The sequence below is a fragment of the Nonomuraea sp. NPDC049624 genome (assembly GCF_040675255.1).
Lineage (GTDB): Bacteria > Actinomycetota > Actinomycetes > Streptosporangiales > Streptosporangiaceae > Nonomuraea.
Map to the genome: position 1 here is coordinate 596,122 of NZ_JBFAOR010000004.1, position 15,905 is coordinate 612,026.

Genomic DNA, 15,905 nt, shown 5'->3' on the forward strand with positions numbered 1-15,905 from the left:
CACATTAAACTCACCGGCAACAGGGGGGAGTGCCGTGTTGCCAGCCGAGGACGCGCCCGGCTACCGGGTGCTCGACCAGGCGGGCCAGGGCGGTTTCGCCGTCGTCTACCGCGCCTACCAGGAGCGCCTCGACCGGGTCGTGGCGCTGAAGGTCCTGTCGGTCGACCGGGTCGACCAGCGCACCATGCGCCGCTTCCAGCGCGAGCTCCGGCTCACCGGCCGCCTGACCGGCCATCCCAACGTCGTGACCGTCTTCGACACCGGCGTGACGCGCTCGGGCAAGCCGTACATCGCGATGGACTTCTTCGAGAACGGCTCGCTGCGCGACAGGGTCCGCAAGGAGGGGCCGCTCGGCGTGCCCGACGTGCTGCGCGCGGGCGTCAAGCTGGCCGGCGCGCTGGCCGCCGTGCACGAGGCCGGGGTGCTGCACGGCGACATCAAGCCGCAGAACATCCTCGTCTCCCGCTACGGCGAGCCCGCCATCGCCGACTTCGGCGTGGCCAGGGTGGTGGACAACGCGGAGATCTCGGCCACCTCCCAGGCGTTCACCCCGCTGCACGCCGCCCCGGAGGTGCTCACCGGGCAGCCGCACTCGGTCTCCGGCGACATCTACTCCCTGGGCTCGACGCTCTACCACCTGCTGGCCGGGCAGCCCGCCTTCCACAACCCGGCCGACCCGTCGATCGCGCCGCTGATGTACCGGGTGCTGAGCCTCGACCCGCCGCCGATCAACCGGCCGGACGTGCCGCCGGCGGTGTTCGGCACGATCCTGCACGCGATGTCCAAGCAGCCCGGGCTGCGGCCGGGCTCGGCCAGGGAGCTGGCGTGGCGGTTGCAGGAGGTGCAGGCCGAGCTGGGGTTGCCGGTGACCGACCTGGTGGGCCAGGATCCGGGGCCGGGGCCGGCGACGTCCACCGTCCCGCGCCGCCCGCGCGGCGGCCCGCAGGCCCCGCCGCACCCCGGCGACTCCTCCCTCCCCGCCACCGGCAGCCGCCTCCCCCACGCCCCCGCCCCGCCTCTGCCCGGCCGCGTGGGGAGCGTGGGCGGGGGAAGGCGGGAGGCCCCCACGACGGGGAACGTGGGTGGGGGAAGGCGGGAGGCCCCCACGACGGGGAACGTGGGCGGCGCTCGGCGCGGAGCCACCACGACCGGAGACGTGGGCGGGGCGAGGCGGGAGGCGGTCACGGCGCCGCCTGCCGGGGCCGGGAGCCTCGGGAGGCGCCTGCTGATCGGGGGCTCGGTCGCGGCCGTGGCGATCGGCGGCACCGGCCTGGCCGTCTACCTGTCGCTGCAGCCGCCCGCCGGTTCGGGCCCCACCGACCGCCGCCCCGAGGCCGCGACCCCCGCGGCGACCGCCGCCACCACCCCTCCGCCGATCAGCAAGCGGGACGTCGCCGCGCTCGCCCCCCGCAGGCTCAAGGTCACCGCCGACCGCGGCGCCCTGGTGGAGCTGAGCTGGGCGCTCCCGGCCGACGCCCGCCGCTACCCGGTCGTCCTGCAACGTTCGCGGGCGGGCGGGGGCGACGTGACCGTCGTCGCCCTCGGCACGGGCGCCACCAGCGGCCGCGTCGCCGGGCTCGACCCGGACACCGGCTACTGCTTCCTGGTGGGCGTGCCGCTGCGCATCTCGGCGGCCACCACGGTCGCCTGGTCGAAGCCGGCCTGCGTCAGAGGGGCGCGCTCAGCCCAGTAGCTTGCGCGCCGCCTGCTCGATCTCCTCCTCCGACAGCAGCACGTGGTTGGCCGCGTCGCCCAGCGGGATGAAGCTGTCGGCCGAGGTCACCCGGGCCACCTGCCCGGTGAACCCGGCGTCGATCAGCTCGGTCGTCACGCCCTCGGACACGCCCCCGGAGTGGCGGGTCTCGTCGGCGATCAGCACCTTGCCGGTCAGCTCGGCCGCCCGCAGCAGGTCGTCCACCGGCAGCGGGGCCAGCCAGCGCAGGTCGAGGACGCGGCAGCCGTAGCCCTCCTGGGTGAGCCGGACCGCGGCGCGCAGGCTCATCCGCAGCCCGTTGCCGAACGTCACGATCGTCAGGTCACGGCCCTCGCCGTACGAGCGGGCCCGGCCGACGGGGACGTGCGTCTCGCGCCAGCGCCCCGGCGGCGTGTACGGCGCCAGCCAGCCGCCGTCGCCCTCCTCGAACAGGTCACGCGTGTGGTAGAGCGCGATCGGCTCCAGGAACACGCAGACCGACCCGGCCGTACGGGCGGCGGCCAGGCAGGTGCGCAACATGGCGGCGGCGTCGTCGGGACGCGCGGGCGAGGCCAGGACCAGGCCCGGGATGTCGCGCAGCGCGGCCACCGCGTTGTCGTTGTGGAAGTGGCCGCCGAAGCCCTTCTGGTAGGCGTAGCCGGCGACGCGGACGACCATGCCGTTGGTGTAGGCGCCGCGCGAGAAGAACGACAGGGTGGCGCCCTCGCCGCGGATCTGGTCGAGCGCGTTGTGCAGGTAGGCCAGGTACTGGATCTCCGGCACCGGGAGCTGGTTGGACACCGCCGAGCCGAGCGCGAGGCCGAGGATGGCCTGCTCGTCGAGGAGCGTGTCGAACACCCGCGAGCCGCCGAACCGCTTCTGCAGCCCCCGGGTGACGCCGTAGACGCCGCCCTTTTTGGCGACGTCCTCGCCGAAGACCGTCATCTCGGGGTAGACCACCAGCGCGTCGGCGAGCGTGCGGTTGATGGTCTGCGACAACGTGAGCGGCTTCTCCGTCTCGGGCAGCGTGCCGGCGAAGGCCTTCTCCCTGATCGGGCCCTCGGCCGCGGTCGGGCTGATGTTGGCGATCAGCTCGGGGCGGCGCGGCGCGATCGGCTCCATGACCTCCGCGGCCGAGCCGAGCCGCGGGGCGCGGGTGGTCTCCAGGGCGATGCGCAGGATGTGCTCGCGCGCCGACTCGTACGTCTTGAGCAGCTCCTCCGGCGTCTCCAGACCGGCCTCCACCAGCAGCCGCGCGGTGCGGACGAGCGGGTCGCGCTCCAGGTCGGCCCGCAGCTCCCGCTGGGTGCGGTAGGCCGACTCGACGTCGGACCCGGCGTGCCCCATCAGCCGCACGGTGGACAGGTGCAGGAACGCGGGGGAGCGGTTGGCGCGGACGTGCTGGACGGCGAGCGTGGCGGCGTCGTAGGCGTCGGCCAGGTCGCAGCCGTCGGCGGCGAAGTAGGCGATGCCCGGCCGCCGCGCCGCCGCCTCCACCCAGCCCTTGGGGGTGCGGACGCTGATGCCGATGCCGTTGTCCTCGCACACGAACAGGATGGGCAGCGGCTGCCCCTGGAAGGTGGCGTAGGAGGCGGTGTTGAGCCCGGTCAGGGCGCTGGCGTGGTTGATCGAGGCGTCGCCGAAGCTGCACACGGCGATGGCGTCGGGCGGCCAGGCCGACCGGTCGCCGAGCGCGGCGGCCCGTTCGATGGCGAAGGCCACGCCCACGGCGCGTGGCAGGTGGCTGGCGATCGTCGAGGTCTGCGGGATGACGGCCAGGTGGGGGTGGCCGAACACCTTGTGCCGGCCGCCCGCGATCGGCTCGTCGGCGGCCGCGGTCAGGCCCATCAGCACGTCGCGCAGGCCCTGCTCGGGCAGCCGGCCGGCCTGCTCGGACCTGGTCAGGTAGAAGGCGCCGGACCGGTAGTGCAGCAGCGCCGGGTCGCTCGCCCGGGCCGCGGCGGCGACCGCCGCGTTGCCCTCGTGGCCGGCCGACCCGATCGTGTAGAAGCCCTCGTTCTGCTCGCGGAGCCAGCGGGCGGCGATGTCGAGCAGGCGGCTGTCGAGCTGGCGCTGGAACAGGGTCCGGCACCGGTCGCCGGTGAGCGACGTGCCCTCGCGCACCGGGCCGCCGGGATCTCGGGCGGGGCCTGACTTCAGCGCCTCAACGGATTGGATGAAATGTGTCTCAACAGTGTCGCGCGCCACACCCTGATTATGTCCGTCATCGCCGCCGCCGTCTGCCGGAGTGCATGACAGATTGTGGTCCGGTCCGTTTAACCCTGATCCATGACCGTTTGCAGAGGTTTACGGCGTATCGGGGGTTTTCGTACGGCGGGAATGGCCGACGGTCAGTTAGTGATGGTTAACGCTGGCTTCGATCGCGGCGCGGGCCATCGTGTGCAGCAGGGGGCGCATGTCGTGCGGGGGCAGCTCGCCCGCGCTGTGCGGCGTCGAGTTGAGCAGGCCGAACACCGCGTGCGTCGCCGCGCGCAGCCGGGCCGGCGGGCACGCCGGGTGCAGCTCGGCCAGCACGGTCACCCACTCCTCGACGTAGAGCCGCTGCAGCCGCCTGATCCTGCGCCGCTCCGGCTCGGGCACGTTGCCCAGCTCGCGGTCGTGCACGGTGATCAGCGCCGGCTGGTCGAGGGCGAACGTGATCTGCACGTTGAGCAGCGCGTCGAGCGTCTCGGCCGGGCCGCCGGAGGAGGTCGCCACCGCCACCGCCGACTCCCGCAGCCGGGAGCTGACGTCGAGCAGCATCTCGGCGAGCAGCGCCTCCTTGCCGCTGAAGTGCCGGTAGAGCGCGGGACCCGAGACGCCGACCGCGCCCCCGATGTCCTCGATGGAGACCCCGTGGAAACCGCGGGCGGCGAACAGCCGGGCGGCCGCCGCGAGGATCTCCATGCGCCTTCTGCCGCGCTCGCGGGTAGGTGTGGAGGCAGTGGTCACGTCTCACATGCTAGACGATTACGTTAATGATGACTAACATCTCGGCCATGACGAGAGGGGACTCATGAGCGACTGGCCGGTGCTGAAGTCGGCCGTGGAGCCCGGGAGCGAGGCGTACAAGCGCAACGCCGAGCTCAACGAGAGGCTGGCCGCCGAGCTGCTCGAACGGCTGTCCGCGGCGGCGCTCGGCGGTCCCGAGCGGTCGCGGCAGCGCCACGTCGAGCGGGGCAAGCTGCTGCCGCGCGACCGCGTCGACGGGCTGCTCGACCCGGGTTCCCGCTTCCTGGAGCTGTCGCCGCTGGCGGCCGGCGGCCTCTACGACGACCAGGCGCCCGCCGCCGGGATCATCACCGGCGTCGGCAGGGTGGCCGGGCGCGAGTGCGTGGTCGTGGCCAACGACGCGACCGTCAAGGGCGGCACGTACTACCCGATGACCGTCAAGAAGCACCTGCGCGCGCAGGAGGTGGCCCTGCACAACCACCTGCCCTGCATCTACCTGGTCGACTCCGGCGGCGCGTTCCTCCCCAGACAGGACGAGGTCTTCCCCGACCGGGAGCACTTCGGGCGCATCTTCTACAACCAGGCCACGATGTCGGCCCGCGGCATCCCGCAGATCGCCGCGGTGCTCGGCTCGTGCACCGCCGGCGGCGCGTACGTGCCGGCCATGAGCGACGAGGCGGTCATCGTCCGCGGCCAGGGCACGATCTTCCTGGGCGGTCCGCCCCTGGTGAAGGCGGCCACCGGCGAGGAGGTCACGGCCGAGGAGCTGGGCGGCGGCGACCTGCACTCCCGGGTCAGCGGCGTCACCGACCACCTGGCCGAGGACGACGCCCACGCCCTGGCCATCGTCCGCGACATCGTCTCGACGCTGGCCCCCCGGGCCCCCCGTCCCTGGGACACGGTCGCGCCCGAGGAGCCGCGGCACGACCCGCGCGACCTCTACGGCCTCGTCCCGGCCGACACCCGCCAGCCCTACGACGTGCGCGAGGTCATCGCCCGCCTGGTGGACGGCTCGCGCTTCCTGGAGTTCAAGGCCGAGTACGGCTCAACCCTCGTCACCGGCTTCGCACACCTGCACGGCCACCCGGTGGGCATCGTGGCCAACAACGGCATCCTGTTCAGCGAGTCGGCGATGAAGGGCGCGCACTTCATCGAGCTGTGCGACCAGCGCCGCATCCCGCTGGTGTTCCTGCAGAACATCAGCGGGTTCATGGTCGGCAAGGCGTACGAGGCGGGCGGCATCGCCAAGCACGGCGCCAAGATGGTGACGGCCGTGTCGTGCGCGCGGGTGCCCAAGTTCACGGTGGTGATCGGCGGCTCGTTCGGGGCGGGCAACTACGCCATGGCCGGACGGGCGTACTCGCCCAGGTTCCTGTGGATGTGGCCCAACGCCCGCATCTCCGTCATGGGCGGCGAGCAGGCGGCGAACGTGCTGACCACGGTCGGCAACGCCGACCCCGACGCCATCCGCGCCCAGTACGAGCACCAGGGCAACCCCTACTACTCCACCGCCCGGCTCTGGGACGACGGCGTGATCGACCCGCTCGACACCCGCACCGTCCTCGGCCTGGCCCTGTCCGCGGCGGCCAACGCGCCGCTCGAACCCGCCGGCTACGGCGTCTTCCGGATGTGATCATGTTCTTCGACCGTGTTCTCATCGCCAACCGGGGCGAGATCGCCGTCCGGGTCGTCCGGACGCTGCGCGCGCTCGGCATCGAGTCGGTGGCGGTGTTCACGCCGCCCGACGCGGGCGCCAGGCACGCCCGCGAAGCAGACATCGCCCTCGAAGTCTCGAAATATCTGGACATCGAGGCGATCGTTGAGGCGGCGCTCGCCTCCGGCGCGCAGGCCGTGCATCCCGGCTACGGCTTCCTGGCCGAGAACGCCGCCTTCGCGCGGCGCTGCGCCGAGGCCGGGCTGGTCTTCGTCGGCCCGTCCCCCGAGGCCATCGACGCCATGGGCGACAAGATCCGGGCCAAGGCCACCGTGTCGGCGGCCGGGGTGCCGGTCGTCCCCGGCGGGGCCGAGCCGGGCGACGACCTGGCGCGGTGGGCCGACTTCCCGGCGCTGATCAAGCCGTCCGCGGGCGGCGGCGGCAAGGGCATGGTGCTGGTGCGCTCGGCCGCCGAGCTGCCCGACGCGCTGGAGTCGGCCCGCCGTACGGCGCGGGCGGCGTTCGGCGACGGCACCCTGCTCATCGAGCGCTACGTCGAGAACCCCCGGCACATCGAGATCCAGGTCATGGCCGACGCCCACGGCAACGTCGTGCACCTGGGCGAGCGCGAGTGCAGCCTGCAACGCCGGCACCAGAAGATCATCGAGGAGGCGCCGTCGCCCTTCGTGACCCCCGGCATGCGCGCCGACATGGGCGCCGCGGCCGTCGAGGCCGCCCGCTCGGTCGGGTACGTCGGCGCGGGCACGGTCGAGTTCATCGTCGACGGCACCACCGGCTCCTACCACTTCATGGAGATGAACACCCGGCTCCAGGTCGAGCACCCGGTCACCGAGCTGGTCACCGGCCTGGACCTGGTGGAGCTGCAACTACGTGTCGCGGCCGGCGAACCGCTGCCGTTCGGCCAGGAGCAGGTGCGGCTCGACGGCCACGCCGTCGAGGCGCGCGTCTACGCCGAGGACCCGGCGCGCGGCTTCCTGCCCAGCGGCGGGCGCGTGCTGGCCCTGCGCGAGCCCGGCGGCGACGGGCCGGGCCGGGTGCGGGTCGACTCCGGCCTGGCCGAGGGCGGGGTCGTCGGCAGCGACTACGACCCCATGTTGTCCAAGGTGATCGCCTGGGCGCCGGACCGGGAGGCGGCGCTCAGGTCGCTCGACCGGGCGCTGGCCCGCACCGCGGTGCTGGGCGTGGTCACCAACGTGCCGTTCCTGCGCGCCCTCGTCCGCCACCCCGAGGTCGTGGCGGGCGAGCTGGACACCGGCCTGGTCGAACGGGTGCTGCCCGAGCTGCTGCCGGAGTCCGGCGTGCCGCGCGACGTGGCCGCGGCGGCGGCGCTGATCTTCCACACGCTGCCGCAGGGCCCCGACCCCTGGCAGGTCACCGACGGCTGGCGGGTCGGCGCGCCCGCCTGGACGACCTGGCGGCTGGAGTCGCGCGACGGCGTGCACGCGGTGCCCGTCCGCGGCCTGCCCGGCCGGTCGGCCGAGGTGCTGCTCGACGGAGAGGCGGTGCCCGCCCGGATCACGACTGGCGGCGGCGAGGCGGCCGTCACGCTCGGCGGCCGGACCGCCCGCTACCTGACCGCCCGCCATGGCGACACGCTCTGGCTCGGCAAGGACGGCGAGTCGTGGGCGTTCACCCGCCACCTCATCGGCGACCCGGGCGACCGGCCCGGCGCCGCGGGGACGGGCGACGGCGTGGTCAGGAGCCCCATGCCCGGCACGGTCCTGCTGGTCAAGGCGCAGCCGGGCGACCGGGTGAGCAAGGGGCAGCCGCTGGTCGTCGTCGAGGCCATGAAGATGGAGCACACGGTCACCGCCCCCTGTGACGGCGTGGTCGCCGAGCTGCCCGTCCAGCCGGGCAGGCCGGTCGACATGGACGCCGTGCTGGCCGTGGTCACCGGTGAGGAGGCGTGATGCCGTACCGCATGCGAGGGCTTCCCGAGCGGGTCACGGTCTACGAGGTGGGCCCGCGCGACGGCCTGCAGAACGAGTCGGCGATCGTGCCGGTCGAGGTGAAGGCCGAGTTCATCGACCGGCTGGCCGACGCCGGCCACCAGGTGATCGAGGCGACCAGCTTCGTGCACCCCAAGTGGGTGCCGCAGCTGGCCGACGCCGGTGAGCTGCTCGGCCGCCTCGACCGCAGGCCCGGCGTGCGCTACCCGGTGCTGGTGCCCAACGAGCGCGGGCTCGACCGCGCGCTGGAGCTGGGCGTCACCGAGATCGCGATCTTCGCCAGCGCCACCGAGACCTTCGCCGCCAAGAACCTCAACCGCACGCTGGAGAGCCAGTTCGACATGTTCGAGCCGGTCGTGGCCAGAGCGCTGGAGCACGGGCTGCGGGTGCGCGCGTACGTGTCGATGTGCTTCGGCGACCCCTGGGAGGGGCCCACGCCGGTCGCGCAGGTCGTCGCGGTCGGCGAGCGGCTGCTCGGGCTCGGCTGCTACGAGCTGTCGCTCGGCGACACGATCGGCGTCGGCACGCCGGGCCACGTCACCGAGCTGATCGGCGCGTTCGGCGGCCCCGAGCGGCTGGCCGTGCACTTCCACGACACCTACGGGCAGGCGCTCGGCAACACGCTGGCCGCCCTGCAGGCGGGCGTGACCACCGTCGACGCCTCCACCGGCGGCATCGGCGGCTGCCCGTACGCCGAGTCCGCCACCGGCAACCTGGCCACCGAGGACCTCGTGTGGATGTTGTCGGGGCTCGGCATCGAGACCGGGCTCGACCTGGACAAACTCGTGTCCACCAGCACCTGGCTGGCCGAGCGGCTGGGCCGGCCCAGCCCCTCGCGCGTCGTCCAGGCCCTCGCGAAAGGCTGATCATGCTGAACGACGAATACCAAGAGTTGCGCAAGACCGTCGAGGCGTTCGCCCGTGACGTGGTGGCGCCCGTGATCGGCGACTACTACGAGCGCGAGGAGTTCCCCTACGACATCGTGCGCAAGATGGCCGACATGGGGCTGTTCGGCCTGCCGTTCCCGGAGGAGTACGGCGGCATGGGCGGCGACTACTTCGCGCTGTGCCTGGCCCTTGAGGAGCTGGCCCGCGCCGACTCCAGCGTGGCGATCACCCTGGAGGCCGCGGTCTCGCTGGGTGCGATGCCGATCTACCGGTTCGGCACCGACGAGCAGCGCCAGGAGTGGCTGCCCCGGCTGGCCTCCGGCGAGATGCTGGGCGCGTTCGGGCTGACCGAGCCCGGCGGCGGCTCCGACGTGCCGGGCGGCATGCGGACGACCGCCGTGCTCGACGGCGGCGAATGGGTGATCAACGGGACGAAGGCGTTCATCACCAACTCCGGCACCGACATCACCGGCGTGATCGGCGTGGCCGCGCTCACCGGCGAGCGGGAGATCTCCACGATCCTGGTGCCGAGCGGCACGCCGGGGTTCACCGTCTCCAAGAAGTACTCCAAGGTCGGCTGGAACGCCTCCGACACCCGCGAGCTGTCCTTCTCCGACTGCCGGGTGCCCGCCGCCAACCTGCTCGGCGAGCGCGGCCGCGGCTACGCGCAGTTCCTGCAGACCCTCGACGAGGGCCGCATCGCCATCGCCGCCCTCAGCGTGGGCCTGGCCCAGGGCTGCGTGGACGAATGCCTCAAGTACGTCAGGGACCGCAAGGCGTTCGGCCACCCGATCGGCCACTACCAGGCCATCCAGTTCAAGATCGCCGACATGGAGGTGCGCGCCCACACCGCCCGGCTGGCCTACTACCACGCGGCCGAGAAGATGCTGGCCGGGGCGCCGTTCAAGAAGGAGGCGGCGATCGCCAAGCTGGTGTCCTCGAACGCGGCCATGGACAACTCCCGCGACGCCACCCAGGTGTTCGGCGGGTACGGCTTCATGAACGAGTTCCCGGTCGGCCGCTTCTACCGCGACGCCAAGATCCTGGAGATCGGCGAGGGCACCAGCGAGGTGCAGCGCATGCTCATCGCCCGCCAGCTCGGCCTCGGCGACCTCTGACCGGAGGCCGTGTCGCACGCCGTACCGGACGTCACGGCACACTCCCGTGGCACGATGGACGAAAGGGCACAGAGGTTCTAGTGTCGTACCTCATGACGGCGGACGATCTTCTCATCAGGAGGGCGGAGAAGGCGGACGCGGACGAGGTGTTCGCGTTGGCGCGCGAGTTCGGGCTGACCTTCAGGCCGGAGCGGGCGGCCTTCGACGCCGCGCTCCCGCAGCTCCTGCGCAACGAGGACGCCCTGCTGCTCACGGCCGTGGTGGGCGGGCGCGTCCACGGGTACCTGCTGGGGTTCGTGCACCTGACGCTGTTCGCCAACGGGCCGGTCGCCTGGGTCGAGGAGGCGATGGTCCAGTCGGGCTCGCGCCGGCAGGGCATCGGCCGCCGGCTGCTGGAGGAGTTCGAGGCGTGGGCCCGTACCCGTCAGGCCGGGTACGTGGCGATGGCCACCCGGCGGGCGCCGGAGTTCTACCACGCCCTGGGCTACGAGGCGTCGGCGACCTTCTTCCGCAAGGTTTTGCGCTGACAGACGACGGCCCGGAGTTTCGGTCCGTTTTGTCGGTGTTTGATGGCATCCTTGGGGCGTGAGCATTCACACCGTCAGCCCCTTGTTCGTCGGGCGCGCCCGCGAGCTGCACGCTCTGGGCGACGCCCTGGCCAGAGCACGTGCGGGCGCGTCGTCCACCGTGCTCGTCGGCGGCGAGGCGGGGGTCGGCAAGACCCGCCTGATCAGCGAGTTCATCGACCGGGCGGGCGATGCGCGGGTGCTCGTCGGCGGCTGCCTGGAGCTGGGCACCGAGGGCCTGCCGTTCGCGCCGTTCACGGCCGTGCTGCGCGGGCTCGTGCGCGAGCTCGGGCGCGACGGCGTGGCGGCGCTGGTGCCCGGGGGCACGACGCGCGGGCTGGCCCGGCTGCTGCCCGAGTTCGGCGAGCCGGACAAGGACGGCGCCGAGGCGCGGGCCCGGCTGTTCGAGCAGGTGCTCGGGCTGCTGGAGCGGCTGGCCGAGGAGCGTCCGGTGCTGCTGGTGGTCGAGGACGCCCACTGGGCCGACCGTTCCACCCGTGACCTGCTGTCGTTCCTGGTCCGCTACCAGCGCACGGCGGCCCGGCTGATGATCGTGGTCACCTACCGCACCGACGAGCTGCACCGCACCCATCCGCTCCGGCCGATGCTGGCCGAGCTGGGCCGCATCGAGTGGGTGAGCCGGATAGAGCTGCGCCGCCTCACCCGCAGGGAGGCCGTCGCGCAGGCGGCCAGCATCCTGCGGCGCGAGCCGTCGGCCGCCGCGATGGACCTCATCTACGCCCGCAGCGAGGGCAACCCGCTGTTCGTCGAGGCGCTGCTGAGCGAGGCCGACGGCGGCGACATGCTGCCCGAGTCGCTGCGCGACCTGCTGCTGGCCAGCGTCGAGCGGCTGCCCGACGAGACCCAGGAACTGCTGCGCGTGGCCAGCGCGGGCGGCCAGCGCATCGAGCACGACCTGCTGAGCGCCGTGGCCGGGCTCGACGACACCGCCCTGTCGCGGGCGCTGCGCCCGGCCGTGGCGGGCAACGTGCTGGTGGTCGACGGCGAGGGCTACGGCTTCCGGCACGCGCTCATCCGCGAGGCGCTCCACGACGACCTGCTGCCCGGCGAGCACACCCGGCTGCACACCCGCTACGCGCAGGCGCTCGAACGCGACCTGTCGATCCTGCCCGCCCCGCGCGGCGCGATCGAGCTGGCCCACCACTGGCACTCCGCCCACGACTCCACCTGGGCGCTGGTCAGCGCCTGGCGCGCGGCCGCCGCGGCCCGCAAGTCCACCGCCTACGACGAGCAGCTCAGGATGCTCTCGCGGGTGCTGGAGCTGTGGGACCAGGTGCCCGACGCCGCCGAGCGCATCGGCTGCGGCCGCCTCGACGTGCTCAGGCAGACCTCCACGGTCGCCCACCTCGCCGGCGAGTACGAGCGCAGCCTGGCCCTGGCCGGGGCCGCACTCGCCGAGGTCGACCTCGACGCCGACCCGATCACCGCGGCCACCCTGCTGCGCCAGCGCGGCCTGACCCGCTACGACCTGGGCCGCGCCGGATATCTCGACGACCTGCGCCAGGCGGCCGAGCTGGTGCCCGCCGAGCCGCCGAGCAAGCTGCGCGGCCAGGTCCTGGAGACGCTGGCGCGCATGCTGCACCGTCCGGAGGACTGGCCGGAGAAGCTGGCGACGGCGCAGCTCGCCATGGAGATCGGCCACCAGATGGGCGACGCGAACGTCGAGGCCCACGCGCTCATCAGCCTCGCCTGGGCGCGGTCGCGCTTCTCCGACATCGAGGCGCAGCTCGGGCAGTTCGCCGAGGCCCGCCGGGTCGCCCGCGCCCAGGGCGCCTACAACGCGCTGATGCGCTGCGCGATCTCCGAGTCCGACGCGCTGGAGGGCGCCGGACGGCACGAGCGGGCCGCCCAGGTCGCCCGCGAGGGCGTGCAGGAGGCCGGGCACTACGGCCTGGCGCGCACGTCCGGCACGTTCCTGGCGATCAACCTGACCGAGCCGCTGCTGTCGCTGGGCCGCTGGGACGAGGCGCTGCAGGTGGTCGAGCAGGCGCTCGACCTCGCGCCGCCGGCCCCCTACCGGGCCAGTCTCCAGGGGTTCCTGGCGGACATCGCGCTAGCGCGGGGGGAGATCGACCGGGCCGACAAGCTGCTGTCGTCCTCCGCCAGCGTGTTCGCGCGCGGCACCTACCGGGACCAGACCGTGCTGCCGCAGCTGCGCAGGCAGGTTCTGCTGCTGCGGGCCCAGGGGCGGCTCGGCGAGGCGCTGGAGGCCGCGTCGCGGGGGCTGGAGAACCAGGACCTGCTGCCCTCGCCGCGGTACGCCTGGCCGCTGCTGGTGACGTTCGCGCAGCTCGCCCGGCCCGCTCTCGGCGAGGGCGGCGCGCCGTACGCGGGGGTCGCGGCGGCCCTCGTGGCGCGGCTGCGGGAGGTGGCGCGGGAGTTGGCCGTCGACGGCGACCTGCAGGAGGCGCAGCGGCTGACGTTCGCGGCGCTGACCGGGCCGGAGGAGGGGCTCGGCGGGGCAGCCCAGCTCAAGGCGTGGGAGTCGGCGGTGGCGGCCTGGGCGGGGTTGCGGCAGCCGTACGCGGAGGCGCAGTGCCTGGTGGGGGCCGCCCAGGCGGCGCTGGCCCAGGGCGACCGGCGCGCCGCGGCCGCGATGGTGACGCGGGCGCGGGAGCTGGCCGCGCAGCTGGGCGCCACGCCGCTGCTCGAACAGCTCGACGTGTTCGGACGGCGGGCCCGCGTCGGCGGCCCCGACGAACCCGAAGGGCCGCCGCTGGGGCTGACCGCGCGCGAGCTGGAGGTGTTGCGCGAGGTGAGCAACGGGCGCAGCAACCGGGAGATCGCCGAGGCGCTGTTCATCTCGGTGAAGACGGTCAGCGTGCACGTCTCCAACATCCTGGCCAAGCTGGGCGTCGCCACCCGCGGCGAGGCGGCGGCCACGGCCCACCGGCTCGGCCTGTTCGGGTGACCGCGCAGGAGCGTCAGCCGGTGAGCTGGGCCTCCAGGCGGTAGCCGTCCACCGTGACGTAGACCTGGTCGCCGGGGCGGGCGTTCAGGCGCATGAGCACCGGCTGCAACGAGTCGAAGACCGGCTGGTGGCCCTGCCAGACCAGGACGATCGCGTTGTCGCCGGGGCCGGTCACCGACAGCAGGGTGCCCGGACGCATGCCGAGCTGGGCCGCGTAACCCTCCGGCACCGGCACCGGGCCGCCCCTGAGGTGTTCCGGGGTGACCTCGATGCGCTGCCAGCGACGCGGGTCGGACGACGGGCTGGGCAGCGGCGGAGGCGGCGTGGACGGCGTTCCGGCCAGGCTGCCGGGCAGCATGCCCGACCGGCCGCCGGACAGCGCCGACAACGTGGCCAGGGCCGCCGAGGGGTCGATCGAGTTCGCGCCCGCCGTCGGGATGGGCTGGCCGCCCCGGTGGTGGTGGCCGTTGGCGCCCGGCGTACGGCGGGGGAGGGGCTGGGCGGGCTGCGGGGAGGCGTCCGCCGGGCCGGGGGCCGACTCCGAGGGCAGGGCGTCGAGCCACGCCTTGGCGGAGTGGGCGCGGATGCCCAGCTCGGCCAGCAGCTCGACGACGTCGGTGTCCGGCGGGGCGGCGGCCAGGAGCTGCCGCGTACGGGCCTGGAGGCCGTGGATGTCGCCGACGACCAGCCAGCCGTCCTGGAGGCGGCGGTCCGGCATGAGCGTCACCAGCACCCGCCACAGGGGCGTGCGCAGCGACGGGACCATCGCCGGGTGGGCCGGGTCGGCGCCGATGAGCTGTTCCTCGGTGGCCGCCGCGCCGAGCCATTCGGTGAGCCGGAACATGTGCCCGGTGACCGGCGCGGACTCCGACGAGCGCAGCCAGTGCAGGACGCGTTCCTCGGCGGTGCGCTGGGCCTGGGAGAGCACGTCGCGGTCCACCAGCAGCTTGTGGGCCAGGGTGCGCAGGCTGACCGGGTCCTCGGCGAACAGCCGGTGCACGGCGACGGCCAGCTCCAGCTTGTCCAGGCCGCGGAACAGGCCGTCCACGACGCGGACCATCGCGTGGTCGGGGTCGGCGGGCGCCGGGCCGGGAGCGGCCGTCCCGCCGGGGACGGGGGCGGCGTACGGGGGGCCGTCGGCGCCGGCCTGCGGGCCGCCGTCCGGACGCCCGGCGGTGGGCCGCTGCGGCAGCCGCGCACCACCCTGCGCCGGGAACGACCCGGTCTGCGGGCCGCCGGCGGGCTGGGCGGGGAACGACCCGGTCTGGCGGGTGGCGTCGGGCTGCGCCGGGAACGAGCCGGTCTGGCGGCCGCCTTCGGGCTGCGCCGGGAACGAGCCGGTCTGGCGGGTGGCGTCGGGCTGGGCGGTGAAGGAGCCGGTCTGGTGTCCCTGGGCGTTCTCCGGCGGCGGGGCGAACGAGCCGGGCTGCTGGGCCGCGGCCGGACGCTGCGGCAGGCCGCCCTCACCGGCCGGGGCCTGCTGCGGGGCGCTCTGGGGCTGGGCCGGGAAGGCGTCGCTGTGCGGGGTGAAGGCGGGCGGACGCTGGGGGCCGCTGCCGGGCTGGACGGCGTACGCACCGGGTTCGGCCACGGGGACGGCCGGGAAGGAGCCCGTCGCGCCGCGCGCGAGCGGGCGGGTGACGTCCGGCGAGCCGGACTGCTGGGCGGGTACGGCCTCCCGCTGCGCCGGGATGCGCCCGAGCACCTCGCGCAGGACCGAGCCGACCACCACCTCGGGCGTGGCCGACGGGGTGCCCAGATCGCCGGGCGACAGGCGGCGCAGCCGCTGCCAGCCGCCGAGGCCGGCGATCGCCGTACGGGTGGCCTCCGGCCAGCCGGGCAGCGCCGGATCGACCTGATGGACGGCGAGCGCGGGAAGCAGGTCCACCAGCGGCAGATGGTCCCAGCGGGAGGAGATCAGCCGGGCGAGCCGTTCGCAGACCCAGTCGAGACCCGCCGTGCCGAGCGCCCTGGACACCGCGAGCGAGGACCACCACCCCGCCGGCAGCCGCGGATCACCCAGCACCTCGGCCACCTGCTGAGGGCGGCTCCAGCGCAGAGCAGGGACGAGGTCGCTCAGGCAGATCGATGACTCGACTTCCATCGGCGGACCTTAACCTCCCCAGTGGGCCG

Annotated in this window: 10 protein-coding genes; 7 read left to right on the forward strand and 3 right to left on the reverse strand. The window is 74.0% G+C overall.

Annotation, left to right across the window (positions count from 1 at the left end):
- The first annotated feature begins 34 nt into the window (after window positions 1–34).
- The gene (locus tag AB0J76_RS19150) at window positions 35–1,693 is read left to right on the forward strand and encodes a protein kinase (RefSeq protein WP_352320296.1); all 1,659 of its coding nucleotides are present in this window, start codon (window positions 35–37) and stop codon (window positions 1,691–1,693) included.
- Here AB0J76_RS19150 and AB0J76_RS19155 read toward each other — a convergent pair.
- Window positions 1,682–3,817: a thiamine pyrophosphate-dependent enzyme gene (locus tag AB0J76_RS19155; RefSeq protein WP_352320294.1), complete on the reverse strand. Its 2,136-nt coding sequence runs from the start codon at window positions 3,815–3,817 to the stop codon at window positions 1,682–1,684. The genes AB0J76_RS19150 and AB0J76_RS19155 overlap by 12 nt on opposite strands.
- A 231-nt stretch (window positions 3,818–4,048) precedes the next feature.
- Complete coding sequence (locus tag AB0J76_RS19160; RefSeq protein ID WP_352320333.1) at window positions 4,049–4,600, reverse strand: TetR/AcrR family transcriptional regulator; 552 nt, start codon at window positions 4,598–4,600, stop codon at window positions 4,049–4,051.
- Window positions 4,601–4,709: 109 nt separating this feature from the next.
- On the opposite strand from AB0J76_RS19160, the gene AB0J76_RS19165 reads away from it, so the two are divergent.
- From AB0J76_RS19165 to AB0J76_RS19190, 6 genes are all read left to right on the forward strand, one after another.
- Window positions 4,710–6,278 carry a carboxyl transferase domain-containing protein gene (locus AB0J76_RS19165; protein WP_352320292.1) on the forward strand — a complete coding sequence of 523 codons (1,569 nt, stop codon included), beginning with the start codon at window positions 4,710–4,712 and terminating at the stop codon, window positions 6,276–6,278.
- Window positions 6,279–6,280: 2 nt separating this feature from the next.
- Entirely contained in the window at window positions 6,281–8,230 is a 1,950-nt protein-coding gene (locus AB0J76_RS19170; protein WP_352320290.1) for a biotin carboxylase N-terminal domain-containing protein, read from the forward strand.
- Window positions 8,230–9,135: a hydroxymethylglutaryl-CoA lyase gene (locus AB0J76_RS19175; RefSeq protein WP_352320288.1), complete on the forward strand. Its 906-nt coding sequence runs from the start codon at window positions 8,230–8,232 to the stop codon at window positions 9,133–9,135. The genes AB0J76_RS19170 and AB0J76_RS19175 overlap by 1 nt, the downstream gene beginning before the upstream one ends.
- Window positions 9,136–9,137: 2 nt before the next feature.
- Window positions 9,138–10,274: an acyl-CoA dehydrogenase family protein gene (locus tag AB0J76_RS19180; RefSeq protein ID WP_352320286.1), complete on the forward strand. Its 1,137-nt coding sequence runs from the start codon at window positions 9,138–9,140 to the stop codon at window positions 10,272–10,274.
- A 92-nt stretch (window positions 10,275–10,366) separates the two neighbouring features.
- Window positions 10,367–10,801 carry a GNAT family N-acetyltransferase gene (locus AB0J76_RS19185; protein ID WP_352320284.1) on the forward strand — a complete coding sequence of 145 codons (435 nt, stop codon included), beginning with the start codon at window positions 10,367–10,369 and terminating at the stop codon, window positions 10,799–10,801.
- Window positions 10,802–10,859: 58 nt separating this feature from the next.
- Window positions 10,860–13,772, forward strand: coding sequence for an AAA family ATPase (locus tag AB0J76_RS19190; protein ID WP_352320282.1), 2,913 nt, complete (start codon window positions 10,860–10,862; stop codon window positions 13,770–13,772).
- A 13-nt stretch (window positions 13,773–13,785) separates the two neighbouring features.
- Here AB0J76_RS19190 and AB0J76_RS19195 read toward each other — a convergent pair whose 3' ends face one another.
- Complete coding sequence (locus tag AB0J76_RS19195; RefSeq protein ID WP_352320280.1) at window positions 13,786–15,876, reverse strand: hypothetical protein; 2,091 nt, start codon at window positions 15,874–15,876, stop codon at window positions 13,786–13,788.
- Between the last annotated feature and the right edge of the window lie 29 nt (window positions 15,877–15,905).

Bases quoted from the DNA above. Each gene is read 5' to 3' on its own strand.
- AB0J76_RS19160 (WP_352320333.1), bottom strand. From the start codon at position 4,600: ATGGAGATCCTCGCGGCGGCCGCCCGGCTGTTCGCCGCCCGCGGTTTC.
- AB0J76_RS19165 (WP_352320292.1), top strand. From the start codon at position 4,710: ATGAGCGACTGGCCGGTGCTGAAGTCGGCCGTGGAGCCCGGGAGCGAG.
- AB0J76_RS19170 (WP_352320290.1), top strand. From the start codon at position 6,281: ATGTTCTTCGACCGTGTTCTCATCGCCAACCGGGGCGAGATCGCCGTC.
- AB0J76_RS19175 (WP_352320288.1), top strand. From the start codon at position 8,230: ATGCCGTACCGCATGCGAGGGCTTCCCGAGCGGGTCACGGTCTACGAG.
- AB0J76_RS19180 (WP_352320286.1), top strand. From the start codon at position 9,138: ATGCTGAACGACGAATACCAAGAGTTGCGCAAGACCGTCGAGGCGTTC.
- AB0J76_RS19185 (WP_352320284.1), top strand. From the start codon at position 10,367: ATGACGGCGGACGATCTTCTCATCAGGAGGGCGGAGAAGGCGGACGCG.
- AB0J76_RS19195 (WP_352320280.1), bottom strand. From the start codon at position 15,876: ATGGAAGTCGAGTCATCGATCTGCCTGAGCGACCTCGTCCCTGCTCTG.